This is a genomic window from Caballeronia sp. 11_S32 (assembly GCF_056930355.1).
In genome coordinates this window covers 332,758-358,075 of the sequence record NZ_JBXOWH010000001.1, presented here as the reverse complement: position 1 = coordinate 358,075, position 25,318 = coordinate 332,758, and the positions used below count along the sequence as shown (strand labels likewise).

Annotated in this window: 23 protein-coding genes; 11 read left to right on the top strand and 12 right to left on the bottom strand. The window is 62.6% G+C overall.

Going from position 1 to position 25,318, the window contains the following annotated elements; translation table 11 throughout:
* Nucleotides 1-35: 35 nt before the first annotated feature.
* Nucleotides 36-1,757, bottom strand: coding sequence for a GmrSD restriction endonuclease domain-containing protein (locus AC1Z32_RS01680; RefSeq protein ID WP_483476978.1), 1,722 nt, complete (start codon nt 1,755-1,757; stop codon nt 36-38).
* 184 nt (nt 1,758-1,941) lie between these two features.
* On the opposite strand from AC1Z32_RS01680, the gene AC1Z32_RS01675 reads away from it, so the two are divergent.
* Nucleotides 1,942-2,814: an endonuclease/exonuclease/phosphatase family protein gene (locus AC1Z32_RS01675; protein ID WP_483476977.1), complete on the top strand. Its 873-nt coding sequence runs from the start codon at nt 1,942-1,944 to the stop codon at nt 2,812-2,814.
* On the opposite strand, the gene AC1Z32_RS01670 is transcribed toward AC1Z32_RS01675, so the two are convergent.
* The 3 genes from AC1Z32_RS01670 to AC1Z32_RS01660 all read right to left on the bottom strand — a co-directional run bounded on the left by AC1Z32_RS01670 (nt 2,811) and on the right by AC1Z32_RS01660 (nt 6,091).
* On the bottom strand, nt 2,811-3,878 hold the full coding sequence (locus AC1Z32_RS01670) for a M14 family metallopeptidase (protein ID WP_483476976.1): 1,068 nt from the start codon (nt 3,876-3,878) through the stop codon (nt 2,811-2,813). The two genes, AC1Z32_RS01675 and AC1Z32_RS01670, sit on opposite strands and share 4 nt — an antisense overlap.
* Nucleotides 3,879-3,888: 10 nt before the next feature.
* Nucleotides 3,889-5,082, bottom strand: coding sequence for a M20 aminoacylase family protein (locus AC1Z32_RS01665; protein ID WP_483476975.1), 1,194 nt, complete (start codon nt 5,080-5,082; stop codon nt 3,889-3,891).
* Nucleotides 5,083-5,194: 112 nt separating this feature from the next.
* A complete protein-coding gene (locus tag AC1Z32_RS01660) occupies nt 5,195-6,091 on the bottom strand; it encodes a LysR substrate-binding domain-containing protein (RefSeq protein ID WP_483476974.1) in 897 nt (298 codons plus the stop codon).
* A 189-nt stretch (nt 6,092-6,280) separates the two neighbouring features.
* Between AC1Z32_RS01660 and AC1Z32_RS01655 the strand changes: the two genes are divergently transcribed.
* From AC1Z32_RS01655 to AC1Z32_RS01615, 9 genes are all read left to right on the top strand, one after another.
* The gene (locus AC1Z32_RS01655; RefSeq protein ID WP_483476973.1) at nt 6,281-7,597 is read left to right on the top strand and encodes an MFS transporter; all 1,317 of its coding nucleotides are present in this window, start codon (nt 6,281-6,283) and stop codon (nt 7,595-7,597) included.
* A 567-nt stretch (nt 7,598-8,164) separates the two neighbouring features.
* Nucleotides 8,165-8,731 (top strand): (2Fe-2S)-binding protein, encoded by a 567-nt coding sequence (locus AC1Z32_RS01650; RefSeq protein WP_483476972.1) that lies wholly within the window; start codon nt 8,165-8,167, stop codon nt 8,729-8,731.
* A 10-nt stretch (nt 8,732-8,741) separates the two neighbouring features.
* The gene (locus AC1Z32_RS01645) at nt 8,742-9,746 is read left to right on the top strand and encodes an FAD binding domain-containing protein (RefSeq protein WP_483476971.1); all 1,005 of its coding nucleotides are present in this window, start codon (nt 8,742-8,744) and stop codon (nt 9,744-9,746) included.
* Nucleotides 9,747-9,766: 20 nt separating this feature from the next.
* Nucleotides 9,767-11,989: a xanthine dehydrogenase family protein molybdopterin-binding subunit gene (locus AC1Z32_RS01640; protein ID WP_483476970.1), complete on the top strand. Its 2,223-nt coding sequence runs from the start codon at nt 9,767-9,769 to the stop codon at nt 11,987-11,989.
* Nucleotides 11,990-12,123: 134 nt separating this feature from the next.
* Nucleotides 12,124-12,837 carry a UPF0149 family protein gene (locus AC1Z32_RS01635; RefSeq protein ID WP_483476969.1) on the top strand — a complete coding sequence of 238 codons (714 nt, stop codon included), beginning with the start codon at nt 12,124-12,126 and terminating at the stop codon, nt 12,835-12,837.
* Nucleotides 12,838-12,940: 103 nt separating this feature from the next.
* Nucleotides 12,941-13,162, top strand: coding sequence for a nucleotidyltransferase family protein (locus tag AC1Z32_RS01630; RefSeq protein WP_483476968.1), 222 nt, complete (start codon nt 12,941-12,943; stop codon nt 13,160-13,162).
* The gene (locus AC1Z32_RS01625) at nt 13,159-13,452 is read left to right on the top strand and encodes a HepT-like ribonuclease domain-containing protein (RefSeq protein WP_483476967.1); all 294 of its coding nucleotides are present in this window, start codon (nt 13,159-13,161) and stop codon (nt 13,450-13,452) included. Before AC1Z32_RS01630 ends, AC1Z32_RS01625 begins: the two co-directional genes overlap by 4 nt.
* Entirely contained in the window at nt 13,395-13,526 is a 132-nt protein-coding gene (locus AC1Z32_RS01620; RefSeq protein WP_483476966.1) for a HepT-like ribonuclease domain-containing protein, read from the top strand. The genes AC1Z32_RS01625 and AC1Z32_RS01620 overlap by 58 nt, the downstream gene beginning before the upstream one ends.
* A 200-nt stretch (nt 13,527-13,726) precedes the next feature.
* The gene (locus tag AC1Z32_RS01615) at nt 13,727-15,904 is read left to right on the top strand and encodes a malate synthase G (protein WP_483476965.1); all 2,178 of its coding nucleotides are present in this window, start codon (nt 13,727-13,729) and stop codon (nt 15,902-15,904) included.
* 42 nt (nt 15,905-15,946) lie between these two features.
* On the opposite strand, the gene AC1Z32_RS01610 is transcribed toward AC1Z32_RS01615, so the two are convergent.
* The 5 genes from AC1Z32_RS01610 to AC1Z32_RS01590 form a co-directional block, all read right to left on the bottom strand.
* A complete protein-coding gene (locus tag AC1Z32_RS01610) occupies nt 15,947-16,132 on the bottom strand; it encodes a 4-oxalocrotonate tautomerase (RefSeq protein ID WP_008347661.1) in 186 nt (61 codons plus the stop codon).
* Between the two features lie 28 nt (nt 16,133-16,160).
* On the bottom strand, nt 16,161-16,937 hold the full coding sequence (locus AC1Z32_RS01605; protein ID WP_483476964.1) for a class II aldolase/adducin family protein: 777 nt from the start codon (nt 16,935-16,937) through the stop codon (nt 16,161-16,163).
* The gene (locus AC1Z32_RS01600) at nt 16,915-17,826 is read right to left on the bottom strand and encodes an urea transporter (RefSeq protein WP_483476963.1); all 912 of its coding nucleotides are present in this window, start codon (nt 17,824-17,826) and stop codon (nt 16,915-16,917) included. Before AC1Z32_RS01600 ends, AC1Z32_RS01605 begins: the two co-directional genes overlap by 23 nt.
* A gap of 129 nt (nt 17,827-17,955) precedes the next feature.
* Entirely contained in the window at nt 17,956-18,162 is a 207-nt protein-coding gene (locus AC1Z32_RS01595; RefSeq protein ID WP_483476962.1) for a hypothetical protein, read from the bottom strand.
* Between the two features lie 138 nt (nt 18,163-18,300).
* Entirely contained in the window at nt 18,301-19,440 is a 1,140-nt protein-coding gene (locus tag AC1Z32_RS01590; RefSeq protein WP_483476961.1) for an iron-containing alcohol dehydrogenase, read from the bottom strand.
* 147 nt (nt 19,441-19,587) lie between these two features.
* Between AC1Z32_RS01590 and AC1Z32_RS01585 the strand changes: the two genes are divergently transcribed.
* The gene (locus AC1Z32_RS01585) at nt 19,588-20,523 is read left to right on the top strand and encodes a LysR family transcriptional regulator (RefSeq protein ID WP_483476960.1); all 936 of its coding nucleotides are present in this window, start codon (nt 19,588-19,590) and stop codon (nt 20,521-20,523) included.
* A gap of 6 nt (nt 20,524-20,529) precedes the next feature.
* Here AC1Z32_RS01585 and AC1Z32_RS01580 read toward each other — a convergent pair whose 3' ends face one another.
* The 3 genes from AC1Z32_RS01580 to AC1Z32_RS01570 form a co-directional block, all read right to left on the bottom strand.
* Complete coding sequence (locus tag AC1Z32_RS01580) at nt 20,530-21,486, bottom strand: GNAT family N-acetyltransferase (protein ID WP_483476959.1); 957 nt, start codon at nt 21,484-21,486, stop codon at nt 20,530-20,532.
* A 712-nt stretch (nt 21,487-22,198) separates the two neighbouring features.
* Nucleotides 22,199-23,044, bottom strand: a complete 846-nt coding sequence (locus AC1Z32_RS01575) for a formyl transferase (RefSeq protein ID WP_483476958.1) — start codon at nt 23,042-23,044, stop codon at nt 22,199-22,201.
* Nucleotides 23,045-23,099: 55 nt separating this feature from the next.
* The gene (locus AC1Z32_RS01570; protein WP_483476957.1) at nt 23,100-25,292 is read right to left on the bottom strand and encodes a TonB-dependent siderophore receptor; all 2,193 of its coding nucleotides are present in this window, start codon (nt 25,290-25,292) and stop codon (nt 23,100-23,102) included.
* Nucleotides 25,293-25,318 lie beyond the last annotated feature (26 nt).

Below are 25,318 nucleotides of genomic sequence, written 5' to 3'. Positions count from 1 at the left end.
CTGAGTTTCATGATCTTGAATGATTTCCGGATCAATCAGACGCTCGCTTGCGTGCCAAGAAAATCGTTCAATCTCGCCGCGATGAGCGCGCGCCGCTCGGCGAGAAATGCCTTGTAGCTCGCGAGATCCAGCAACTCCGGAGAAGTGGGTATCGCCTGCGCGTCGAATGGTTCGATACCATGCTGTTCGATGAGACCCGTAAAGTAGTACAGCGGCAACTTGTCGCTGATCGCCCTGTTCGTCCGTCCGGAGATAAACGCGAGATTCGCTATGTCGTCCGCTTCTCTCGGCGTATAAGCATGCTTCAGTTGGGCTTTCGGAAAGAGATGATGAAACTGCAGCTTGTGCTGCGCACCGGAGTGATCCAGCGATATCGCGAGATTGGAGCGCCAGTCCTTTGCACCGGCATTGCGGAATGCGAGGAACATCGTCTTGAAGAGCGCACTGCGCCGGTTGCGGCCTTCCAGTTCACCCGGGGTGATATCGAGCCGCCCGACTTGCAGACGCAGACGGTCGATCAAATCCTGCATCGTCCCGCCGCTTCGGATAGTTGCGAGATCCTGATCCAGAATGGTTTCACTGGAGCCGCGAGAAAAGCGCCCCTTCGCATTGGCGACGAGTGCCCAGTGCCTGAGTTGCCGGGCCTCGTGCGCACTCAACTTGAAGCGGCGCGCGTGCCCGAGATAGGCGATCACGATCAAAAGATACGGTGACGACAGCAACGCCGGGCTGTCCATTCCGAGATTGCTCTTCGCGAAGTTCAACCCGAAAATCATGCCCTCGCATGCTTCCTTCCACGAAGTCTGCAATACGTCGAGCGTCAGGCTGCCCACCGTGAGGAATCTTGACTGGCCCGTCGCGAATGCAACCAGGTTCTTGAGGTGCAGGCCGAGTTCGAGATCGAATCCCGTCTTCGCGCATTCGGATTGGAAGTCCAGAAAGATATGCAGCGAGCTGCGCCATTTGGCGGTGATCTGCGCGAGCGCAAGGTCGGAGCTGCGCAGCTTCGCGCCGAGCGAATTCACGCGAACGAAAATCTCCGTGACTTCATCGTATGACAACGTGCGTTCGAGCACGTCCATGCGATAGAGATACTTGCGAATGCCCCTCAGCCTTGCGAGACGCTGGCTATACTTTTCGTAGCGAGGATCGTCGAAGTCCGTGATGCCGGCCTGCTTGAGGAACATCTTGTCGCTGTCGCTCCTGAAGACGTCCGACACGCGAACCCATTGCGGCATCTGCTCGAGCTTGCGCGTCGACACGACGAAGGTCATCTTGTCGAAGCGCTTTTGCAGTTCGTCCTCGGATGAATCGGCATGATCTTCGACTTCTTCATCGTCTTCGTCGATATCTTCGTCGTCCGCATCGTGCTCCTCGACTTCGGTCACGATGGTGAGCTGGTCGGGATGTTCGAGATTGAACAGAATGTCGATGGGCCTGCGCCGCCCTCGCACCGTGACGGGCTCACCGCGAATGATCGCTGAAAGCGATGTCAGCCGCTGCTGGCCATCGAGCAGGAGACGTGTGCTTTGGTAGGGATTCTTCGTTTGACTGACCGCGAAATCCTGCAGGGCAATCTTTTCATCGGTTTCCCACAAAAGAATCGCGCCCGATGGATATCCGCGATAAAGCGAATCGAGCAGGTCGCGCACGCGCGTGGAGCGCCAAACGTACTGCCTCTGCATCTCCGGGAGCCGTAGTTCGCCGCGCTCGATCATCGATACGAGTTCTTCGACTGTTGCTTCTGCTTTTGCCACTTGTTTCCTCTCTCAGCAGGACGGGGTTTGCGCGTTCTTGTAATGGCCCGAATTCTAGTGACATGCAGCGCAGGCAACCTCCGCTTATCTCAATAAGCGAACGCCACGGCTGCGCGTCGGACCGCGCACATTCCTTGCTGCCCGTAAGAGAAGATCAACTCAGTACCTAACGCCGAGGTTGAAAATGCGACTCGTCGACTGGAACATCCAATGGGGACGCGGCGTGGACGGCCGCGTCGATCTCGCGCGCATTGTCACGGAAGCCAAGGCGCTGCACGACTTCGATGTGCTGTGCCTGCAGGAAGTCACGCGCGGTTTTCACGAAAGCGAACAGGCGGGCGGTCTCGCGGGACGCCCGAGCGCCGATCAGTTCGCCGAGCTCGAAGCGCTGATCCCCGGCGCGGCTGTCATAGACGGAATCGGCTCCGACTTGCCGCCCGTGGGCGCGGGCCTCGCGCGCCGCCAGTTCGGCAACGCGATCGTCAGCCGCCTGCCGGTGCGTCAGGTGTTGCGTCATTCGCTGCCCTGGCCCGCCGACCCCGCCAAACCATCGATGCTGCGTATCGCGCTCGAAGCCGTCATCGACACGGACGTCGGCCCATTGCGCATCATCAGCACGCATCTGGAGTTTTATTCGGAGAAGCAACGCGTCGCGCAAGTCGCGCGACTGCGCGAGCTGCACGCCGAAGCCTGCGCGCACGAGCGTCAGCCCGCGAAGGCCGAGAGTCAGGCGAGCCCGTTCGCCGATACCGCGCGGCCGGGCTCCGCGATCATCTGCGGCGATTTCAACAGCGCGTTCGAGGCATCGGCATATCGCGCGATGCTCGATCCGATCGCGGATGCGCCCTCGTTCGTCGATGCCTGGACCCGCGCGCATCCGAACGAGCCGCGCGCGGCGACCGTCGGCCTATACGATCACGATCAATGGCCCGACGGTCCGTTCGCGTGCGACTTCATCTTCGTCACCGAAGACCTGAAGCCGCGCATCGCCGGATGCGAAGCGGATCAGAAGAGCCGGTCATCGGACCATCAGCCGATGTGGCTAGAGTTGCGTTAAGCACCCTCTTCGCGTGCAAGCCCGTATAGCGCCTGCAATACCGCCGCGCGCGCCTGACCCACGATCATCCCGCGCCAGATATCGTCGTCGATATAGAAGGCCGCGCGAATCTGCCTGCGGATATCGGCCTTCAACGCTTCGGGTGCATCGGCGTGATGGCGCACCCACACATCCGTGCGCAACATGTCGAGCATGTCGGTGAGCGGCACGGTGCCGTACTCGATCGCGATCGATGCAGCCGCCGCACGCGGACACGTTTGCCGCAACGTATCGAGCAAGGGACCGGCGACATCCGCCGCGATCGACGTGCCGTCCGCCGGGCTCGTCACGTCCGCGCCCCACCAGCGCCGCGCGCGCTGCACGTCGCCGACGCAAATCTTCGCGCCGAAGCCGCTCGGTCCCAGACCCGTATGAAAATCGATCCAGCCGATCGCCTTGCACGTCTCCCCGTATTCCGCGAGCAACGCGCGCATCGTGCGCGTGCTCCATGCGGGCGCGTCGCCGCCGTAGAACATGCCTTGCGCGTGCGTGTACTGCCCCGTCGTCACGGCTTGCTGATACGCCCATTGGCCACGCGTTTCGATATAGCCGCGAATCGCGGCGACGTTCGCTTCGTCCGGCGGCCAGCTCGCGGGAATCAGCAGATCATGCAGCTCCGCGTAACCCGGATTGCGCGGCAACGGCTCGCCGAAATCCACGCTGTTGCGGTTCAGATCGACATTGCCTTCGGTCGTGCGGCTCAAATACGAGAAGCCATACGGATTGATCGCGTGCACGAGCAGCATCGCGACACCGAGCTTGTCCATCAGCGCGGGCAAGACGTCGTCGCGCATCAACGCGATCTGCGCGCCCGAGCCGCAAAAGCCTTCGACGCCATGCGTCGCTGACGTGAGCACGAGCAGGCGCGTGGCCTCGCGCGGACCGATGCGCACGATGTCGGTTGCGAGCGTCTCGCCTTCCAGACCGTCGATGCCTTCGAGCACGCGCGTATCGACCGAGAGCTTTCGCTGTGACGCGGTATCGAGAAAGCGCCGACGCGCGTCCTGGTATCTCGATGAAAACATGTTCGTCTCCTCAGCTACGCGCGAGGAACTTCTCGACGAGGCGCACCCAATACGTCGAGCCTAGCGTGAGCACATCGTCGTTGAAGTCGTAGCTGCTGTTATGCAGCATGCACGGTCCGATTCCATGACCATGATCGCGATGCCCGCCCAGTCCATTGCCGATATATCCGTAGCAGCCGGGCCGCTCGAGCAGCATGTATGAAAAGTCCTCGGCGCCCATCGTCGGGTCGACGTTCGTGTTCACTTTCTCCGCGCCCACGACGTCGCGCATCACGCCCAGCGCGAAATGCGTTTCCGCTTCGGTATTCACGGTCGGCGGATAGTTGCGCACGAAACTAACCTCGGCCTTGCATCGATATGCCGCCGCCGTCGCCGCGACGATCTCCTTCATGCGCGTCTCGATCAGATCGAGCACGTCGACGGAAAACGTGCGCACGGTGCCGGCGAGCGTCGCGGTCGTGGGAATCGCGTTGACCGCGTGGCCCGCCTGCATTCGCGTGATCGAAAGCACGGCGGCATCGATGGGCCGCTTGTTGCGCGTCACGATGCTCTGCAAGCCCGTGCCGATCTGCAGCGCGGTGAACACGGGATCGACCCCATCGTGCGGAATCGCGGCATGCGCGCCCACGCCTTCGATGCGAATCTCGAACTCGTTGCTCGATGCCTGCGTCGCGCCGACACGCGCGCCGAATTCGCCCGCCGCCATGCCGGGCCAGTTGTGCAACGCGAATACGGCATCGACGGGAAAGCGCTCGAACAGGCCATCGTCGATCATCGCTTTCGCGCCGCCGCCGCCCTCTTCGGCCGGCTGAAAGATGAACACGACAGTGCCGTCGAAATCGCGATGCTTCGCGAGATATTGCGCGGCGCCGAGCAGCATCGCGGTATGGCCGTCGTGGCCGCACGCGTGCATCTTGTTCTCATGACGCGACGCGTGCGCGAACGTGTTGAGCTCGGGGATGGGCAGCGCGTCCATGTCGGCGCGCAAGCCGATCGCGCGCGTGCCCGTGCCTTTCCTCAACACACCGACGACGCCCGTCTTGCCGAGCCCGCATGTCACTTCGATATCCCAGCTTTCGAGCTTCCGCGCGACGAGCTCGGCGGTGCGCGCCTCTTCGTAGCAGAGTTCGGGATGCGCGTGGATATCGCGGCGTATGGCCTGAATCTCGTCGCGCGACTGGGCGATCTCCGGAATGATCGACATGCTTTCCTCTTGTGTTTGAGTGAACGGGCTGCGTTGCTATGCCCGAAGCATTGTCGATGGCCGGAAATCACAGCGAAAGCTGATATTTCTTGTGCGTGACTTAAGGAAAGCTTTAGCTTTCCCGCGGCGACAGGGCGCCATGCGAACGCATGCGGATGCGTTCCTGCACGACGCTCATCACCGCGTGCCGGTCGTGAATCTTGCGCTCCAGCATGCCCACGACGCGACGCGGCGTGTTCTTCGCGAGCGGCAGCACGCGCAACGCCGGATCGCTCGCCCACGATCCATATTCGAGCAGCGGCACGACAGAGACACCCGCATCCTGCCGCACCAGTTCGACGATCACTTCCAGCGAATTCAATTCGAGAAACTCATTCACCGCGAGCCGGTTGTGCTTGAGCGCGCGCTCGATCATCGCGCCGGTGCGCTGCGCGCGATCGAAGCGCAGGAACGGGCGGCTCGCGAGCATCTCGGCGGCGCTCGCGGGCGCGCTGCCCGGCGAGCCGATAGCAACGAGCGGCTCCGAATAAAGCGGCGTCCAGTTGAGGCTCGCGGGCGTCTTGCCCGCCATCTCGACGATTACCGCGGCATCGATTTCGCCCGCCTCCACTTGCGGCGCGAGCGCGAGCGCCTTGCCGGTGAAGAGCCGCACATCGAGCCTCGGATACTGGCCTTTCAATTCGGTGACGACGGATGCGAGCGCGCCCATCGCCGAATCGACCGCGCCGATGGAAACCGATCCGGCGATTTCATCGTCGAGGCCGGTGAGCCGCATGCTGTCGTACAGCGCGACGATGCGCTCGGCCTGCGGCAACACCTGCTTGCCGATGCTCGTCAACCGGTTCGTGCGGCCCACGCGATCGAAGAGCGGCCGTTTCAGATCGTCTTCGAGCGATTGCATCTGCATGCTCACGGCGGCTTGCGTGAGCGCGACTTTCTCGGCGGCGGCCGCGAAAGAGCCATAGCGCGCGACCGCGATAAAGGTGCGCAGGAAGCGAATGTTGCTCATGGATCTAAGGGACAACCCGGATCGTTCGATCAGGTTTTCTTGAGTGTCAGTTTAGAAATTCTATATTTTCTTATTTCAACTCGGCGTAATGTTGGCGTGTTGCAGCGGCTCGCGCCTGCCCGGAGCGGGCCAACAAAAAGCGGATGTCGTCGCACCAGATCAATCGCACCACGCCACGGAGTGCATTCGATGAGCACCGTATTACCTGCATCCCACGCGGCCGACGAAAACGCCGCACTCAACCTGTCCGGCCGACGAGCCATCGTCGTATCGACCATCGGCAACGCGCTCGAATGGTTCGACTTCATGGTCTACGGCTTCTTCGCCGTCATCATCGCCAAGCTGTACTTTCCCGCTACGAACCCCACCATCTCCCTGCTCGCGACCTGGGCGACCTTCGGCGTCGGTTTTCTGACGCGGCCGCTCGGCGGCATCGTGCTCGGCGCGGTCGCGGATCGCGTCGGGCGCAAGTCGGCGCTCACGCTCACCATCTCGCTGATGGCGGTCGGCATCGCGATCATCGCGTTCGCGCCGACGTATGCCGCCATCGGCATCGCCGCGCCCTTGCTGATGCTGCTCGGCCGCCTGATTCAAGGCTTCTCCGCCGGTGGCGAAGTGGGCTGCGCGACGGCGTTTCTCGTTGAATACGCACCCGCCAACAAGCGCGGCTATTTCGGCAGTTTCCAGATGGTGGCGCAGGCCGCGGCGAGTCTCGCGGGCTCGTTCTTCGGCGCGGTGCTCACGCGCACGCTGAGCCCAGAGCATCTCAATAGCTGGGGCTGGCGCATTCCGTTCGTGATCGGCCTGCTGATCGTGCCGGTCGGTTTGTATCTGCGCTCGAAGCTCGACGAATCGCCCGTGTTCGTCGAGAAGGCGCAGAAGAACGAGCTGACCACGCGCCCGATCCGCGATACCGCCACGAAGCACTGGATGCCCGTGCTCGCGGGCTTCGGCCTCACGGTGTTCGGCACCATCGGCACGTACATCTTCCTTCTGTATCTGCCGACGCACGCGACGCGCGTGCTGCACATGGCGCTCACCGATGGCCTCATCAGCTCGACGATCGGCGCGCTCGTGTATCTCGTCTGCTGCCCGGTGTTCGGCCGCCTTTCGGACCGCATCGGCCGCAAGAAGCTGATGGCCACCGCGCTCACGCTGTCGCTCGTCACCGCGTATCCGATCTTCGCTGTGCTGACCGCGCATCCGAGCCTGCCGATGCTGGTCGTGTGTCAGGCGCTACTGATGACCTACCTCGGCATCTTCCAGGGCTGCTATCCCGCGTTCATCTCCGAGCTGTTGCCTTCGAGCGTGCGCTCGACGGGCATCTCGGTGAGCTACAACGTCGCGGTGATGATCTTCGGCGGCTTCGCACCGGCCATCGTGCAATGGCTCACGATGACCACCGGCGATCCGCTCTCGATCTGCTACTACGTGATCTTCGGCAGCGCAGTCGCGCTCCTGACGATCTTCCCGCTGCGCGACCGCTATAGCGAAGCACTGCGCTAAGGCGCTGCATCGAATCGGCAAAGGAAGGAAAATGGGCGGCCTGCACGGAAGAACGGCGCGCTTAAGTCTGACTTAAGAATGCGTGCTTAATCTGAAGCCTGACCGACCCACCCCTCCTTCCGGCCGCGCAAGCGGCCATTTTTTTTGGAGCCACGCGATGCAACTGATCCTTCGCCTGATCATGATCCTCGTGGTGCTCACCGTCTTCACGACGGTCGGCGTGTTCCTGCTTTCGCTGTTCGCGCGGACCGTGCTCACGCACTGAGCGCTTCGCCCGCAGCGGGCATGCTTCGTGCGCGAGCAGCACCGCATGCCCCGCCGGCTTTCGATCGGGAAAGTTTCGCGGCGGATGCCTATACTGGCTGAGTGTCGTCTTTCGCCGCGTCGTCGGCGCCCGAAGGTCCTGCGCCCCGGCGCGCAGACCCTTTTTTGCCGCCCTTCCTCCGCGCCATCGGCGCGCGACACGCTTCGCCGCATCTTCGCCTCTCTCGCGCTTTGCCGCTCATTGCCGCTGCTTTGGCCGCATCCAGTGCAGCAGCTTGCTGCACTATTTCAGGAGATTGCTCGATGCCACAACGTCCCGTCCCCCAATCGAAAACCACACATACCGATACGCCGAACAAAGCACTCGCGCCCACGCCCGCTCAAGCCGATGGCGCGTCCATCACTTTCACGATGACCGTCAACGGCCACAGCGAAACGCTTTCGCTCGATCCACGCACGACGCTTTTAGATGCATTGCGCGAGCATCTTCATCTGACAGGCACGAAGAAAGGCTGCGATCACGGTCAATGCGGCGCATGCACCGTTCATGTGAACGGCCGCCGCGTGAACTCGTGTCTCTGCTTCGCGGCCGCATGCGACGGCGACACGATCACGACGATCGAAGGCATCGGCGAAGTGGAAGCGCTGCATCCGCTGCAAGCCGCGTTCGTCGAATGCGACGGCTATCAGTGCGGCTACTGCACGGCCGGCCAACTGATGTCGGCGGTCGCGCTGCTCGACGAACCCATCGGTCCGAGCGACGACGACGTGCGCGAAGCGATGAGCGGCAATCTGTGCCGCTGCGGCGCGTATCAGAACATCGTCAGCGCGATCCAGTCGGTGCGCGCGAACAAGTCATCGGCAAAGTAAGGAGAGCGACATGGACACGTTTCAGCTCTCCCGCGCGCGCGACATGCGCGACGCGATCAACGCGGGCGCGCTCGCGCATACCGCGCAACAAGGCGCGGAAGTACGCTTTCTCGCGGGCGGCACGACGCTGCTCGACCTGATGAAGCTCAACGTAGAGCGGCCGATGCGCGTCGTCGATATCAGCCGTCTTCCGCTCGACAAGATCGAAGCGACACCGGACGGCGGCGTGCGCATCGGCGCAACCTCGCGCAATTCGGATCTCGCGCATCATCCGCTGATTCGCGAACGTTACGCGGTGCTCTCGCAAGCGGTGCTCGCGGGCGCCTCGGTGCAACTGCGCAACATGGCGACCACCGGCGGCAATATCCTGCAGCGCACGCGTTGCGTCTACTTCCGCGATACGACCTCGCCGTGCAACAAGCGCGAGCCCGGCACCGGCTGCTCGGCGATTCAGGGCTTCAATCGCATGATGGCGATCATGGGCACGAGCGAATCGTGCATCGCGAGCAATCCGTCGGATATGTGCGTCGCACTGCAGGCGCTCGAAGCGACGATTCATATCGAAGGCACGGGCGGCAAGCGCGCGATTCCCATCGACGAATTCTTTCTGCTGCCGGGCACGACGCCCGATCGCGAGAACGTGCTCGACGCGGGCGATCTCGTCACGCATGTGACCTTGCCGCCGCCGGTGGAAGGCGCGCGCTCGTGCTATCTGAAGCTGCGCGATCGCGCGTCGTATGAGTTCGCGCTGGCGTCGGCGGGTGTCGTGATCGGCGTGAAGGACGGGCGCATCGCCCATGCGCGGGTGGGACTCGGCGGCGTCGGCACGAAGCCGTGGCGCTCGCGCGAGGCGGAGAAGGAACTGCAGGACGCAGCGCCCGATGAAGCGACGTTCAGGCGCGCCGCCGATGCCGCGCTTAGCTCTGCGAAGCCGCAAAGCGAGAACGGCTTCAAGGTCGAGCTTTCGAAGCGCTGCATCGTGCATGCGCTGAAGACGGCCACGCAAACTTCCTGACCACGACCGAGGAACCGAACATGTCCACCGCGCCCGACATCACGCAGTCCTTCATTGGACGGCCCCAGTCGCGCATCGACGGACCGCTGAAGGTTTGCGGCCGCGCGACTTACACCTCAGACGTCGACTTGCCCGGCATGTTGTATGCCGTTCCGGTCGGCGCAACCATCGCGAGCGGCAAGATCACGTCGCTCGAATTCGCCGGCGCGCAATCGATGCCCGGCGTGAAGCTGATTCTTCATCGCGGCAATATCGGCCGCTTCTATCGCATTTCCGGCAATTCGATCGATACCGGTTTCGTCGACGAAAATCGCCCGCCCTTCGAGGACGACATCATTCGCTACTACGGGCAATACGTCGCGCTCGTCGTGGCCGATACGTTCGAAGCGGCGAGCGCGGCGGCTTCCGCGATCAAGGTCGGCTATGACAGGACCCCGCACGATGTCAGCACGGCGCTCGATCCCGGCAAGAAGCTGGATGTACACAGCGAGCGCGGCGAGCCGGACAAGGCGTTCGACGACGCGCCCGTGAAGATCGACGAAACCTACGTGACGCCCGTCGAGACACATAACCCGCTCGAGCTGCACGCGACTATCGCGCACTGGAACGGCGAGAGTTATACGTTCTATGAAACGAGCCAGGCTGTCAGCAATCATCAGGGCACGCTGATGCAGATGATGGGCCTGCCGAAAGAGAAAGTGCGCGTGATCTCGCGCTATCTCGGCTCGGGCTTCGGCAGCAAGCTGTGGATGTGGCCGCATTCGCTGCTCGCCGCCGCCGCGACACGGCAACTCGAGCGGCCCGTAAAGCTCGTGCTGTCGCGCAAGATGATGTTCCAGAACGTCGGCCATCGCCCGACCACGCAGCAACGCGTGCGGCTCGCGGCGACACAGGACGGCAAGCTCGTTTCGCTGCAGCATGACTTCGTGAATCACGAAGCGATCGCGGACGATTACACGGAGGACTGCGGCGAAGCCACGCCATCGATGTACAGCACGCCCAATCTGCGCGTGACGGGCGGCACCGTGAAGCGCAATGTCGGTTCGCCCACGTCGATGCGCGGCCCCGGCGCCGTGCCCGGCCTGTACGCACTCGAATCGGCAATGGACGAGTTGGCCACCGCGCTGAAGATCGACCCGGTCGAACTCCGTTTGCGCAACGAACCGGGCGTCGATGAAAGCAGCGGCCTGCCGTTCTCGTCGCGGCATTTCGTCGAATGCCTGAAGACGGGCGCGGAGAAATTCGGCTGGTCGAAGCGCACGCCCGAAGTCGGATCGATGAAACGCGACGGGCTCACGCTCGGCTGGGGCGTCGGCGCGTGCAGTTGGCCAGGGCTGCGCTTCTCGGCGGACGCGACCGTCGATTTGCGCGCGGACGGCACCGCGCGCGTCGTGTGCGGCACGCAGGATATCGGCACGGGCACGTACACGATCCTTGCGCAGATCGTCGCGGAGCATACGGGCATTCCGCTCGACAAGATCGAAGTCGGCCTCGGCGATACGGCGCTGCCGCTCGGTCCGGTTTCGGGCGGATCGGCGGCGACGGCTTCGGTGATTCCGGCGGTATCGGATGCGGTACGCGCGGCCATCAAGACGTTGCTTGCGCGTGCTTCGAAGGCGGAGGGCTTTCCGTTCGCGGGCGCGAAGGCCGGCGAGCTTGCGCTGAGCGGCGGCCATGTTCATCGCAAGAACGAGCGGCCCGAAAGCGGCGTGCCGTATGCGCGCATTCTCGAGGCGGCGAAGCTGCATGCCGCATCGGGCAGCGGCAGCGCGAAAGGCGGCTTCGACGATCCATTGAAGAAGAAATGGTCGATCCACTCATACGGCGCGCACTTCGCCGAAGTGACGTGGGAACCCGCGACCGCGCGCCTGCGCGTGAGCCGCGTCGTGACCGTGATCGATGGCGGCAAGATCCTCAATCCGCGCGCGGCTCGTAATCAGATCGAAGGCGCGGTGGTGATGGGCGTCGGCATGGCGCTCTTCGAGCACACCGTCTACGACGAGCGGACTGGCGCGCCGGTCAACAGCAGCCTCGCGGACTACGTGGTCGCGACCAACGCGGATACGCCGAAAATGGACGTCACGTTCCTCGACTATCCGGACACGGTCTTCAATGAGCTGGGCGCGCGCGGGATCGCGGAGATCGGGCTGGCGGGTATCGCGGCGGCGATCACGGGTGCGGTGTATCACGCGACCGGTGTGCGGGTGAGGAAGCTGCCGGTGATGATCGAGGATTTGCTTTAAACACTGTTGGTGGCGCGCCCCGGCTTTCCGTATCGTTCGACAATTCGGAAGCCGGGCTTATTCGCTGAGACCGATTCGTATAATGAGGTCCGCGGCGAATCGGGTTTCGAATCGCGCATCCATCAGGCAAACAAATGAAAGACCCCACCGACAAGCCGCTGACCGAACGCGAACTCGATCGCCTGGAAGCCTTGCTCGATTCCTTCGGCGATGAGGCGATGACCGTCGAGATGGTCGATGGCCTTTTTGCGGCGCTGATTTGCGGCCCCGAAGCGGTCCCGCCGCACGAATGGCTTCTCGCGGTGCTGGGCAAGGATTTCGAGCTCGCAAAGGAAAGGGACGCCGAGAAGACGCTGCAACTGCTGATTCGTCACTGGAACACCATCGCGGACAATCTCGAAGTCACGCTGCACGAAGACGCCGTCTATCTGCCCGTGCTGTCACTTGACGAAGAAGACGGCACCGCTCACGCCAACGAATGGGCGGAAGGCTTCATGGCAGGCATAGCGATGCGCCGCGAAAGCTGGGGCGAGTTGTTCAACGACGATGAGCACGCGGAACCGTTGCTTCCGATACTGATGTTCTATCACGAGGACGACCCCGATCCCGAGCTTCGGACCGACCCGGAAGCATTTGAAGACCGTGACACGTTAATCCAGGAAATGATCGCCGGGCTGACTTATATCTACCGCTACTTCGACGCGCGCCGGAATGAAAACGCGCTGCGCGATGCGCCCGCGCCGATGCAGCGGAAAAGCGAAAAGATCGGCAGAAACGAGCCGTGCCCATGCGGCAGTGGGCGCAAGTACAAGCAATGCTGCGGGGCGAGTTCTCCCGCGCTCCATTGAGCCGCGGACAGCAGACGGATGCATGCAAATCGCTATGCTAGACTGCCCTCGCAGCCTTGTTCCCGATTGTGCGTAACATCGAAACGTTAACTTGCGCCGAACCATGAAGCCATCCGTTGCCCTGCAAGGTCACCGAGAGGAAATTCGCCGCGTCGTCGAAGCGCATCGCGCGAAAAATGCGCGCATCTTCGGCTCGGTCGCGCGCGGCGAAGATACGGAAGAAAGTGATCTCGATCTGCTCGGCGTTAAGGTGGATGTGTTGACGCCCGGCGCGCTGCCCGACCGTACGCGCGATACCATCATCGCAGGCGCGATTCCCGTATGAGCCGGGACGCATCGACGTTGGCCGAGTACGTTGACCACGTTCTCACCGCAATCGGACGTATCACGCGCTATACCGATGGACTGAACGAAGCGACTTTCAGCAAAGACGAGTTCGTGCAGGACGCAGTGGTCCGCAACATCGAAGTGATCGGCGAAGCATGTAGCAATATCCGGCGATATTTTCCTGACTTCGCCGCCCGGCATCCCGAGGTGCCTTCCAGTCCGCGTACGAAATGCGCAACGCGCTGTCGCACGGCTACCATAAGATCGATTTCGGGATCGTCTGGGTGACGGTCCGCGAGGACCTTCCGACTCTTGGTCGACAGTTCCAGTTGCTCGCCGAAGAATTGCAGCGCATCAGCTAGCAGCCGTCGGGAAACGCTACTTGTGTCGCAGGCGCCCTTTTAGCCTCTGCGTTTCCAGACCCTCTCCGGCTCACGAACACTCGTACAGGCACACCGCTTGCCTGCCCCTTGGGGTTCGATCCTCCCCCAAGACGCGCTAACATAAGCATCAGCCCATCCCCAAAACCCCTGTTTAAGCAGCAATCACAGCCGGAGTGCCCATGAACGACATGATCAAACAACACGGCCTGCAGGTCGACGCGAGCCTGGCGAAGTTCGTTGATGAAGAAGCCATCCCCGGCACGGGCGTCGACAGCGCGTCGTTCTGGAAGGGATTCGATGCCATCGTGCACGATCTCGCGCCGAAGAACCGCGCGCTGCTCGCCGAGCGCGACCGTCTCCAGACCGAACTGGACAACTGGCATCGCAGCAATCCCGGCCCGGTGCGCGATCTGCGTGCCTATCGCAAGTTTCTCGAAGAGGTCGGCTATATCGTGCCGGCGCCCGCGCATGTGCAGGCGAGCACCGCCAATATCGATCGCGAAATCGCCGAGCAGGCCGGCCCGCAACTCGTCGTGCCGCTCTCGAATCTGCGCTATGCGCTGAACGCCGCCAACGCGCGCTGGGGCAGCCTGTACGACGCGCTCTACGGCACCGACGCCATCGACGAAAGCGACGGCGCCGAGCGCACCGCGCAGTTCAATCCGAAGCGCGGCGCGAAGGTCATTGCTTATGCACGCGCTTTCCTCGACGACAATGCACCCCTCGCCCACGGCTCGCATGCCGAAGCGACGAAGTACGGCGTCGAGCAAGGCAAGCTCGTCGTCACGCTGAAGGACGGCAGCAAGAGCGGGCTCGCGAACGCCGAGCAGTTCGCGGGCTATCAGGGCGATGCGAAGGAGCCGTCCGCCATTCTTTTGAAGCACAACGATCTGCACTTCGAGATTCAGATCGACGCGAACAACTCCATCGGCAAGACGGATGCCGCGCATGTGAAGGACGTGCTGATCGAATCGGCGGTGAGCACGATCATCGACTGCGAGGATTCGGTCGCGGCCGTCGACGCCGCCGACAAGACGCAGCTCTATCGCAACTGGCTCGGCCTGATGCAAGGCCATCTCTCCGAGCAGGTCACGAAGAACGGCAAGACCTTCACGCGCAGCATGAACGCTGATCGTGAATATGTCGCGCCGAATGGCTCGACCATCAAGCTGCACGGACGTTCGCTCTTGTTCGTCCGCAACGTCGGTCATCTGATGACGAACCCCGCCGTGCTCGATCGCGACGGCAAGGAAATCCCCGAAGGCATCCTCGACGCCGTGATGACCACGCTCGGCTCGATGCACGATCTCAAGAACAAGATGAACTCGCGCACGGGTTCCATCTATATCGTGAAGCCGAAGATGCACGGCCCCGCCGAAGTGGCGTTCGCCGACGAGCTCTTCTCGCGCGTCGAAGACCTGCTCGGTCTGCCGCGTCACACCATTAAGATGGGCATCATGGACGAGGAACGCCGCACGAGCGTGAACCTCAAGGCGTGCATCGCGGCGGCGGGCCCGCGCGTCGCGTTCATCAACACGGGCTTCCTGGACCGCACCGGCGACGAGATGCATTCGTCGATGGAAGCCGGCCCGATGATGCGCAAGGGCGACATGAAGTCGTCGAAGTGGATCAGCTCGTATGAGCGCAACAACGTGCTCGTCGGCCTGAACACGGGTTTGCGCGGACGCGCGCAGATCGGCAAGGGCATGTGGGCCATGCCCGATCTCATGCACGCCATGCTCGAGCAGAAGATCGCGCATCCGAAGGCGGGCGCGAACACCGCATGGGTGCCGTCACCGACCGCGGCCACGCTGCACGCGCTGCACTATCACATGGTCGATGTGCAGCAGGTTCAGCAGGAACTCGAAAGCATCGACTATGACAGCCAGAAGAACGAGCTGCTCGACGGCCTGCTGACGATTCCCGTCGTCGACAAGCCGACATGGTCGGAAGAGGACATCAAGAACGAGATCGAGAACAACGCGCAGGGCATTCTCGGTTATGTCGTGCGCTGGGTCGATCAGGGCGTGGGCTGTTCGAAGGTGCCGGACATTCACGATGTCGGCCTGATGGAAGACCGCGCGACGCTGCGCATTTCGAGCCAGCACATCGCGAACTGGCTGCGTCACGGCATCGTGAAGGAAGAGCAGGTTCGCGCGACGCTGGAACGCATGGCCGCTGTCGTCGACAAGCAGAACGAGGCAGATCCGTACTATCGCCCGATGGCGCCTTCGTTCGACAGCTCGTTCGCGTTCAAGGCCGCGTGCGCGCTCGTGTTCGAAGGCCGCACGCAACCGAGCGGCTATACGGAACCGCTGCTGCACAAGTTCCGTCTTGCCGTGAAGGAATCGATGTAACCTGAAAGCGCGCGCACGCGAACCGGCGTGCGCGCGCCGTCTTCACTGCTCCGACCAGAGCTTGCCCGCGGTCGCCCAGTTCTCGCGCTTCACGTCCGTCAGGATGATATCCACCGAGCCCGGCTCGCAGCCGAGCGTCTCGCACGTCGTGCGCGTGATCGCCTCGACGAACTTGCGCTTCTCTTCCACCGTGCGGCCTTCGAAAAGCTGAATGTTGAATGTCGGCATGCCGTTGATCTCCTTTTTCAAAGTGGCTTCAATCGCGATAAGACGCATCGATGCGATCGAGCTTGCGCAATAGCGCGGGCCATTCGAGCGCGCCTTCGATGGCGTCATCGTCATGCAGTTGCGCCGCGGTGCGCGTGACGACTTCCGGAGTCGGCACGATCATCTTGCCCACGCCCGCGAGCGCGCGTAGCTGAATATCGCATGCCTTGACGAGCATATCCATCAGCACGTAAGCCTCGGCTATCGTGCGCCCGAGCGTGAGCGGCCCGTGATTGCGCAGCAGCATCGCGCGATGCGCGCCGAGACTTTTCACCAGGCGTTCGCCTTCGGCCGGCGAGAACGCCAGGCCTTCGTAATCGTGGTACGCGAGATGACCATGAAAGCGCATCGCGTGCTGCGACGCCGGCAGCAGACCAGGCGGCTGCGCGGACACCGCGACGGCCTCGCGCACATGCAGATGCATCACGCACGCGGCGTCGTGGCGCGCGGCATGCACGGCGCCGTGCAGCGCGAATCCCGTCGCGTTCACCGGATGCGCGCTTTCGCCGATCACGTTCCCGTCGATATCGATCTTCACGAGATTCGACGCCGTGACTTCATCGAACGAAAGCCCGAACGGATTGATGAGAAAGCGCCCCGGCTCGCCCGGCACGCTCGCGGAAATGTGCGTGTAGACGATATCGTCCCAGCCGTTGAGCGCGACCAGCCGGTAGGCGGCGGCGAGGTCCACGCGCGTTGCGTTTTCGGCCGCCGAGCGCGGTCCGCTTTCCGCGATCCTGCGCTCAGGCGTGTGGGTGAACGACATGCGAATCTCCTTGTTTCGATGTTCCCGACCAGCGCCGCTGAACGACGATCATCGCCCATGACGCGAGCACGAAGGGCGCGGTCAGCGCCGCGATGCCGATGCAATCGATCACGCGCTCGATCAGCACCGCCGCGACGATCGCGCCGAGCGCATAGCGCTTGCCTAGCGGCGCGGTCGCGAGCGCCGCAAGCGCCGCGTTGAAACCGCACGCGCCCGACAGCACGACGGCATCGCTCGCGCCGCCGAGCCCGTGCAACGTGGCGCCGAGCGCGCTGCCTGCCAGCGCCCATCCCGCCTGCGACGGCCGCGACGCGAATAGCCCCGCCGCGATCAACGCGCCCGCGAGCGCGCCGGTCGCGAAGGTGATCGGCGCGAGACCCGCGAACGCGGCCTGAAGCATCGTGATGAAGCCCGCCGCGACTTGCGGAATCGCGCCCGTGTCGCCGCGGTCCGCGAACAACGGCAGCCAGCACCAGGTCACGATGATCGCGGGGCTCGAGAAGATCGGCAAACGGTGACGCGCGAGCACGCGCGTGAGCTTGCGGGCGAGGAAGGTCGCGAACATCGCCGCCACGATCGCGACGGCCGCTGCCTGAGATGCATCGCCGATGAAGGTGAACGCGGCGAGCGCCGCGAGCGCGCCGTTGAAGCCGTAGAGATCGTCGCGGAACGCGGGGGCGTCGCTCTCTTCCGTGATCACGCTGATGACATTGCCCGTCAGCGTGCCGATCAGAAGCCCGCACGCGAGGCGCGGACTCGCGCACAGGACGGCGAGAAACAGCAGCGCGCCGGTCGCGGCGTTGCGCTGAAGCACGATTTGCCCGATCGCGCGGGCGAAGCTGCGGAGCTGGTCGCCGAAAGCGGCGTTCGAATGGAGAGCGGAAGACATGCTGGGCGGCGACGGCATGGGAAGCCGCCAGCATATAGCAGCCGGCGCGCGCCGTGCGGCGGCGCGTCGAATAACCTGTATCTGGCTTGCTGCAGAGGGCGCGGCGAAGGTCGCGCCAGGGAGGGGGATTTAGTTGAGCGCCATCGGAACCAGCGGCGTCGGCTCGCCCACGCCCGGGTTCGCGAGCGACAGTTCCGCGCTCATCTTGACCATTTCCGTGACGTTTTCACGGAAATTCGGGTGCTTTTCCCAGGTGATGTAGCTCGCGTCCATGACGGCGGAAATCGTGAGCAAGGCAAAAGCGGCTTTTTCGAGCATTTCGTAGCGGCGACGCATGATCTGTTCCTCAATTTTTGCAACATTGTAACAGAGCCTAGGGTTTTCCCCTAAGGGTTTGTTGCAATGCCGCAAATCGCCCGCCGCTACGATGTTTGCGCCCCGGCCCTTTTTTGGGACGAGGCGCGCCTTACGGAATCACATCGATGCTTCCAGCATCGCCTCGTAATCCGCGCTCGACGCCTCGCGCGGATTCGTCTTGTGGCTGTGATCTTTAAGCGCTCCCGCGATGATGCGCGGGAACAGTTCGCGCGTCACGCCGAGTTCCGCGAGACCGCGCGGCAGGCCGAGCGTCGCAGTCATCCGACGCACTGCTTCGCCGACCTCGCTGCCGGACTTCAGGCCCATCGCCTGCGCGATGCGGTCGAGCTTGCTCTCTTCCTGCATGGAAGGCGCGCTGCTGTTGAACGCGATGACCGCCGGCAAAAAGATGGCGTTGAGCGTGCCGTGATGCAGCCTCGGATTGATGCCGCCGAGCGAATGGCTCAGGCTGTGCACGCAGCCGAGGCCCTTCTGAAACGCGAGCGCGCCCTGCATCGACGCGCTCATCATGTTCCAGCGCGCGACGCGGTCCGAGCCGTCGCGCGTCGCGCGCTCGATGTGACGCCACGCGCGCCACAGGCCGTCGAGCGCGATGCCGTCGGCGGGCGCGTTGAAGGCGGGCGCCATGAAGGTTTCGAGGCAATGCGCGATCGCGTCCATGCCGGTCGCGGCGGTGAGCACCGGCGGCAGGCCGAGCGTCAGTTCGGGATCGCAGATCGCGACCTTCGGCACGACATGCGGCGAGATCACGCCGACCTTGCGGCCATCGTCGAGAATCAGGATCGCGCCGCGGCCCACTTCGCTGCCGGTGCCCGCGGTCGTCGGAATGGCGATCACCGGCGCGGTCTTCGCGGTGATGCGCGCGAGACCGCCTTCGATCACCGCGAAGCTTTGCAGCGGGCCGTCATGCGTCGCGCAGACAGCGACGCCTTTCGCGAGATCGATCGACGAGCCGCCGCCCGCCGCGATCACGCCGTCGCACTGGTTCTCCTTGAACATCGCGACGGCTTCGCGCACGGCCGCTTCGTTCGGATTGGGCGGCGTGCCGTCGAACACCGGCACGGGGGATGAGGCACCGAGTGCATCGAGCACCTTGTCGAGCAGGCCCGCCGCGCGGATGCCGGCATCGGTCACGATCAGCGGACGGCGAATGCCGATTCGCTCGCACTCGCCGGCAAGCAGGCGCACCGCGCCGAAATCGAACTGAATCTGCGTGATGTAATTGATGAGAGACATGGTCACTGACTGAAGGTTATAGTCGTTGCCGCCCGGCCCATTCCGGTTCCGGCGGCCCGGTGCCTGCCAGTATACGAGCGGACGCGCCCGCGCGATACTGACGACTTTTGATACCGCTATAACTTTTCGTCAACCCAAAATCTTTCGATGACGCCCTCGCTCACCTCGATCGTCTCGCGCCTGCACGTCAAGCAGCTGCGTTTGTTGATCGCCCTCGAAGAACGCGGCTCGCTGCTCGGCGCGGCAAAGCAGCTCGCACTGACGCAGCCGGGCGCAAGCAAGGCGCTGCATGAAATCGAAACCACCTTCGGCACGCCGCTTTTCGTGCGCACCAATCGCGGGCTGGCGCCGAACGCGGTCGGTCATTGCGTGATCCGCTATGCGCGGCTCATTCATACGGACCTCGCGCATCTGCGTGAAGAGATCGTCGGCATCATGCGCGGTTATGGCGGGCGTGTGTCGGTGGGCGTGATCATGGGCGCGGTGCCGCTCCTCACCGACGCCATTACCGCCGTGAGCGAGCGTCAGCCGGAGATGTCGGTGGAAATCGTCGAGGATACGAGCCCTGGTCTGCTCGGTTTGATCGACGCGGGCCGGCTGGATCTCGCGATATGCCGCACGAGCGTGAGTCAAACGCCGTATCTCTACGACAGCGCGATCGTGAAAGACGAAACGCTTGCGGTGATCGCGAACATCGCGCACCCGCTCGCGAAACGCAGGCGCATTGCGCTCAAGGATCTCGCAAAGCATCGCTGGGTCGTGTATCGCGCGAACATGCCAATGCGGCTTCTGCTCGAACGCGAGTTTCACGATGCGGCCTTGCGCTTCCCCTCGCATCTGCTGGAGACGACATCGGCGTTCGCGACGCTCTCGCTGTTGCAGAAGGACCCGTCGCTGGTTGCACTCGTGTCCGTCGATGTCGCGCGCTTCTGCACGGCGCATGGCATCGTCTGCACGCTGCCCGTCGCGCTGTCATCGCGCAGCGAGCCTTATGAAATGGTCACGCGCCGCGATGCTCCGCTTTCGCCCGGCGTGCGTCTGCTGATGCAGGCGATCACCGAAGCGGGCAGCGCGGCGGCCTAGGTCGCATCAGAAGCGGAAGTCGTTGAAGAACTTTTCGCGCTCCATCACCGTGAGCGCGGCGCGCTTGTGCGGGAAGTCGAATTCCTTCAGCGTGTAGAAACCCATGCGATGCATGTACGCGATATGCCGCACATGATCGACACGCGGTTCGCCGACGAGCCGCTTGGTGCGCGGATCATCGATGAACATGTAGTGCAGCACGCCGCTCCACCATGCCTTCAGCTTGCCCGCGCTCTGAAACTGCGCGTCTCCGATCAGCAGATGCAGACCGCGGTCGAAGTCACCCGCATCGTAGAACGGGCCGAGGCGGTCTTCCTTCGCCCAATAGAACTCGAAGTAACCGAAGGGCTTGTCGTCGAAGTAGCCGATCATCGGATGCATGTGCGCGTCTTCGCGACGTTCCGCGAGATAAGCCGCATGCTCGGCGCGCGTGCCGCGCTGGTCCCAGAAGTGCGCTACGCGGTCGAGGTTCATCCACTCGCTGAAGACTTTTGAATCTGCTTCAGGGTCTGCGGTGCGCAAGCTGAAGGTCATGTCGATCTGCGGGAAGTGGCGTTCGTAGATCGTACCTTCGGTGTTTTCGGGTCTTATCGGGTGGGTGACGCCGTTGCTGCTTTGCGTGTAACGCAGAAGGGTTTCGCTCGATGGGGGAGCCTTTAGCCAAGGACGGGGGCTTTGCCAGAAGGTTTTGCGCGATGTGGTGAGCAGAATGTGATCATCGCGGTGATCGGCCTTGTCGATCAGGTTTTCGTTTCGCGCCTGCGCGGCGAAGGCTGTTGCTTGTTCGGCTTCGCTTCGCGCATGAGGTAAGGATAACGTCGCCGTGCGGCGCTCAGGCTCGTTGCAGTAAATGTCGCTTAGGGCGTTGAGCAGTGTCTCTGGCTTGTAGTGCTGTGCCCATGCGGGCAATGTGCGGTCCGCTTTTGTTGCTCTTGCTTCTTCTGCGTCTAGTGCTGTGTTCATTGTTGAGCCTCTCTGGTAGTTCTCTCTCAGTTGGTTCAGGCTTCTGGCGGATATTGTTTTCGTGTCGGTCTATTGGCGTTGCCCCTATGCGGGGCGGCAGTCACTTTCTTTGCTGCTGCAAAGAAAGTAACCAAAGAAACAGCTATCCCCATCCAAAGTGCTTCATGCCGGCCCCGGCACAGAACGGCGCAAGTGGTCCGGCAGTAGCGAGTGCCCTCAAAGGCCTAATCGGGCTTGGATCGCGCACGGTCTGCCACATCGCGCCGCTCAACTGACTGGTAAGGCGCCAAATAGCTCCGGCCCGCTTCGCGGCCGACCGGTCCATCGGGTCCGCGCGCGCTTCTTTGCTGGCTAACGCTTCTATCTCACTGTGTTTGCCTTCCGTTGGTTTCCCTTGCACACCCAGCGGCAGCGCGTAGCGCTGTGCCGGAACTATTTGGTGCTGAACCAGTGCCCTCAATGTTCTAGCTTGTCAGACCGTGCGCGGTCCACGCCCGGTTAGGCCTACGAGGGCACTCGCTACTGCCGGTCCACTTGCTATCTTCTGTGCCGGGGCCGGCCTGAAGCACTTTGGATGGGACAAGCTGTTTCTTTGGTTACTTTCTTTGCAGCAGCAAAGAAAGTGACTGCCGCCCCGCATAGGGGCAACGCCAATAGACCGACGCGAAACCGGGATCCGGCGAAGCCCACAAGCCCACCCAAACCCACACCCCTACACGAGGTCCTTAGCAAAACTCTCAGCCATAACCAAAAGCCCCCCTTCAAGCGCCGGAAACAAACTCCGCTGAAAGTTGTTCCAGCGCAACTCCAGAATGGAGTCCACAGGATCGATACTCGTGCCGAGCACATCAAAGATGACTTCCCCCGAATCGATGCCGTTATCGACATAGTGAAACGAGGCTCCGGTCCTATCGATCACCGGCGCGGGCTCTACGCGCATCGTGCTCCAGTCGGCCACGCGTTGACCGCGCGCACCATACAGCGCATCGAGCGTCGCATAGGCACCACGCCTCTCAAACGGCGAACTGAGCCGCGTAACCCCAGGATGAATATTCGCGATGCGACGACAGAACTCCGCGCCAGGCCGAACCAGTTCATCGAGAATCACGAGCAAGCCATCGAGCACGACGAAATCCGCATCGAGCGCATGAAGCTTGTCGAGCAAGCACTTCTCGAACGCACTCTTTTGCACCGCGCGCTCGACGACAGTATCCATAGGCAAGCGGCGATAGGAAGACGGAATCGCATGAAGCAGACTCATCACGGGCACGTCTTGCACAGCAAGCTCCGGTGGATGAATCCACTGTCCGCCCAACACAGGCCGAAAGCCGTATCCAGTGAGCTTTTCCCGATCCCGCGGCGAGCCTTCGTCATCGTCATAGATCACGCCTTCGAGCGAATAAAGATCCCCCAACGGCGATCGATTGAGCTGCTCGACGAGAAACTCGAGTGGCGATTTCATATACCGCGTGCCGCCCTTGTATTCGATATGCTGTCCCGCGCGATCCGCCGCCGCGTTGCGCAAGGACATGATGTAGACCAGTTTTATCTTCGTCATTGAATTCCGCTTCGAAAACGGCGGCTCCGATCAACGTCAGCGCCGCCGACGATCATTACCAGTTATAACGGGCGCTCGCGATCACCGTGCGCGGATTGCCATAGAAGCACGCCGAATCCGACTGGCAACCGCTCACGAACGTGCGATTGAAAATGTTCGATGCATTCACCGCGAAACGCCAATGGGGCATGTCGTAATGAACGGCCGCGTCGTACACGGTATAACTCGGGACATAGAGCGAGTTGTCCGCCGCGCCGGCAAGACCGCTCTGATAGCGAATGCCCGCGCCAAAGCCAAGCCCATCGAGCGGTCCCGAATGCCACGTCCAGTCAGCCCATAGGGATGCCATCTGGCGCGGCAGCGGAATCGATACCGGCCACTTGTCGAGCGTCACGTCGTTCGCGCTGATGTTCTTCACATCCTGATAGACGTAAGCCGCAATCACCGACAGATTGCGCGTCACGTTACCCACCGCCGAAAGCTCGATGCCACGCGAACGCACTTCGCCCGTCTGCACCGAGAACGTTCCGGTCGGGTCGGTCGGATCAGGTGTGAGGACATTCGTCTGGTTGATCTGATACACCGCCGCGCCGAGCATCAGGTTCTTGCCCGGCGGCTGCCAGCGCAGGCCCGCTTCGATCTGACGTCCCTTCGTCGGCGCGGGCAGGCCACCATCGGCCATCTTCACGCCGATGATCGGATTGAACGAAGTCGAATAGCTGATATACGGCGACAGGCCGTAATCGCCGAGATACGTCAGGCCGACGCGCCCCGTAAACGCACTGTCGTCCTGCTTCAGTTGCGTGCCGCCGACGATGTCATCCTGCTTCGTATTGCTCCAGTCCTCGCGGCCGCCGATGGTCAGCATCCAGCGGTTCCACTTCACCTGATCCTGCGCATAGAGGCCGAAGCTATCGAGCGTCGTGCGCGTGTCGGTCTGGCCGAAAGAATCCGGGCCGCTGAAGATCGCGGTCGAAACCGGCGTATAGACCGGGTTGTACATGTTCAGGCTCGGACCGAGCGCCAGCCATTCGCTGTCGGTCGAGTTCTGGCGGTTGTACTCGAAGCCGAGCAGCACCGTATGTTCGAGCGGTCCCGTGCTAAAGCGCGCCTGCGCCTGATTGTCGATATCGAAGCGGCTGTAGTTCGGCTGGAACAGGCCCGCAAAGCGCGCAAGCGTCTGCTCGGTCGGATCGGCCGGATCGAGACCCGCGCCCCACACCGCGCCGTTATCGAGCGACAGATGCATCCAGCGCGTGTTCTGACGAAATGTCCAGATGTCGTTGAACTTGTGCTCGAGCTGATAACCGATGGACCATTCCTTCTTGCGGTAGTACGAGTACGTCGGATCGCCGGTATAGAGGTCAGGCGAGATCTTGCCGTTCGGATTGGGCAGCACCGTGCCTTGCGCGGGCAGGAAGTTGTTCGATGCATCGCCCCAGTCCTGCAAATAGCTTGCCGCGATCGTCAACGACGTACTCGCGCTCGGCTGCCAGCGAACCGAAGGCGAAATCGCGAAGCGCTGTTCCGCGTGCGGACCGGTCATCGAGTTGCCGTCGCGTCCTACTGCGAGCACGCGATACGACAACCTTCCATCCTTGTCGATCTTGTCGCCGATATCGAACATCACCTGCTTGCGCGCGTAGTTGCCTATCTGCACGCCCGCTTCGCGATAACGCCCGCCATCGGCAAGCTTGCTTTGCACATCGACGATCGCGCCCGGATCGCCCTGCCCGTACAGCACCGATGTCGGACCGCGCAGGATCGTGATGCTGTCGATCATGTACGGATCGACGCGCCAGCTCGACAAGTTCAGCGTATTGGGCACCTGCAAGCCGTCCACGAACACGGTTGGCGTGAAGCCGCGCAGCGCCGAGTACCAGTCGGAGCGCACGTCCGAGCCATACGATGAAAAGCCCGGCACATAGCGCAAGGCCTCGTTGATGGTGGTCGCGCCCGTCTCCTCGATCTGCGCCGCTGTGACGACGTTGATCGTCTGCGGAATTTCATCGATAGGCGTATCGGTCTTCGTTCCAGTGCGGCTCTTGCGCGCGACGAGTCCCACGGTGTCGTTGTCCGCCGATGCGTTCACGCGTACGGCCGGCAATGTGCTCGTCTGCGAAGCATCCGGCTGTGCATCCGCTTGTGCATCCATTTGTTGCGCCAACGCATGATCGGCCGCCGCCAGGCAAAACGCCGTGCTCGCCGCTACGGCGATCGCCCGGCGCGTCCCTCTTCCCCACATCATTCTTCTTCTCTCCAATCGCAATGCGG

Excerpts from the sequence above, each read along its gene's own strand:
- AC1Z32_RS01630 (WP_483476968.1), top strand. The coding sequence starts at position 12,941 with ATGAAGCCATCCGTTGCCCTGCAAGGTCACCGAGAGGAAATTCGCCGC.
- AC1Z32_RS01575 (WP_483476958.1), bottom strand. The coding sequence starts at position 23,044 with ATGACGAAGATAAAACTGGTCTACATCATGTCCTTGCGCAACGCGGCG.
- AC1Z32_RS01600 (WP_483476963.1), bottom strand. The coding sequence starts at position 17,826 with ATGTCTTCCGCTCTCCATTCGAACGCCGCTTTCGGCGACCAGCTCCGC.
- AC1Z32_RS01585 (WP_483476960.1), top strand. The coding sequence starts at position 19,588 with ATGACGCCCTCGCTCACCTCGATCGTCTCGCGCCTGCACGTCAAGCAG.
- AC1Z32_RS01595 (WP_483476962.1), bottom strand. The coding sequence starts at position 18,162 with ATGCGTCGCCGCTACGAAATGCTCGAAAAAGCCGCTTTTGCCTTGCTC.
- AC1Z32_RS01615 (WP_483476965.1), top strand. The coding sequence starts at position 13,727 with ATGAACGACATGATCAAACAACACGGCCTGCAGGTCGACGCGAGCCTG.
- AC1Z32_RS01590 (WP_483476961.1), bottom strand. The coding sequence starts at position 19,440 with ATGTCTCTCATCAATTACATCACGCAGATTCAGTTCGATTTCGGCGCG.
- AC1Z32_RS01620 (WP_483476966.1), top strand. The coding sequence starts at position 13,395 with ATGCGCAACGCGCTGTCGCACGGCTACCATAAGATCGATTTCGGGATC.
- AC1Z32_RS01655 (WP_483476973.1), top strand. The coding sequence starts at position 6,281 with ATGAGCACCGTATTACCTGCATCCCACGCGGCCGACGAAAACGCCGCA.
- AC1Z32_RS01645 (WP_483476971.1), top strand. The coding sequence starts at position 8,742 with ATGGACACGTTTCAGCTCTCCCGCGCGCGCGACATGCGCGACGCGATC.
- AC1Z32_RS01640 (WP_483476970.1), top strand. The coding sequence starts at position 9,767 with ATGTCCACCGCGCCCGACATCACGCAGTCCTTCATTGGACGGCCCCAG.
- AC1Z32_RS01650 (WP_483476972.1), top strand. The coding sequence starts at position 8,165 with ATGCCACAACGTCCCGTCCCCCAATCGAAAACCACACATACCGATACG.
- AC1Z32_RS01660 (WP_483476974.1), bottom strand. The coding sequence starts at position 6,091 with ATGAGCAACATTCGCTTCCTGCGCACCTTTATCGCGGTCGCGCGCTAT.
- AC1Z32_RS01625 (WP_483476967.1), top strand. The coding sequence starts at position 13,159 with ATGAGCCGGGACGCATCGACGTTGGCCGAGTACGTTGACCACGTTCTC.
- AC1Z32_RS01570 (WP_483476957.1), bottom strand. The coding sequence starts at position 25,292 with ATGATGTGGGGAAGAGGGACGCGCCGGGCGATCGCCGTAGCGGCGAGC.
- AC1Z32_RS01675 (WP_483476977.1), top strand. The coding sequence starts at position 1,942 with ATGCGACTCGTCGACTGGAACATCCAATGGGGACGCGGCGTGGACGGC.
- AC1Z32_RS01670 (WP_483476976.1), bottom strand. The coding sequence starts at position 3,878 with ATGTTTTCATCGAGATACCAGGACGCGCGTCGGCGCTTTCTCGATACC.
- AC1Z32_RS01580 (WP_483476959.1), bottom strand. The coding sequence starts at position 21,486 with ATGAACACAGCACTAGACGCAGAAGAAGCAAGAGCAACAAAAGCGGAC.
- AC1Z32_RS01665 (WP_483476975.1), bottom strand. The coding sequence starts at position 5,082 with ATGTCGATCATTCCGGAGATCGCCCAGTCGCGCGACGAGATTCAGGCC.
- AC1Z32_RS01605 (WP_483476964.1), bottom strand. The coding sequence starts at position 16,937 with ATGTCGTTCACCCACACGCCTGAGCGCAGGATCGCGGAAAGCGGACCG.
- AC1Z32_RS01610 (WP_008347661.1), bottom strand. The coding sequence starts at position 16,132 with ATGCCGACATTCAACATTCAGCTTTTCGAAGGCCGCACGGTGGAAGAG.
- AC1Z32_RS01635 (WP_483476969.1), top strand. The coding sequence starts at position 12,124 with ATGAAAGACCCCACCGACAAGCCGCTGACCGAACGCGAACTCGATCGC.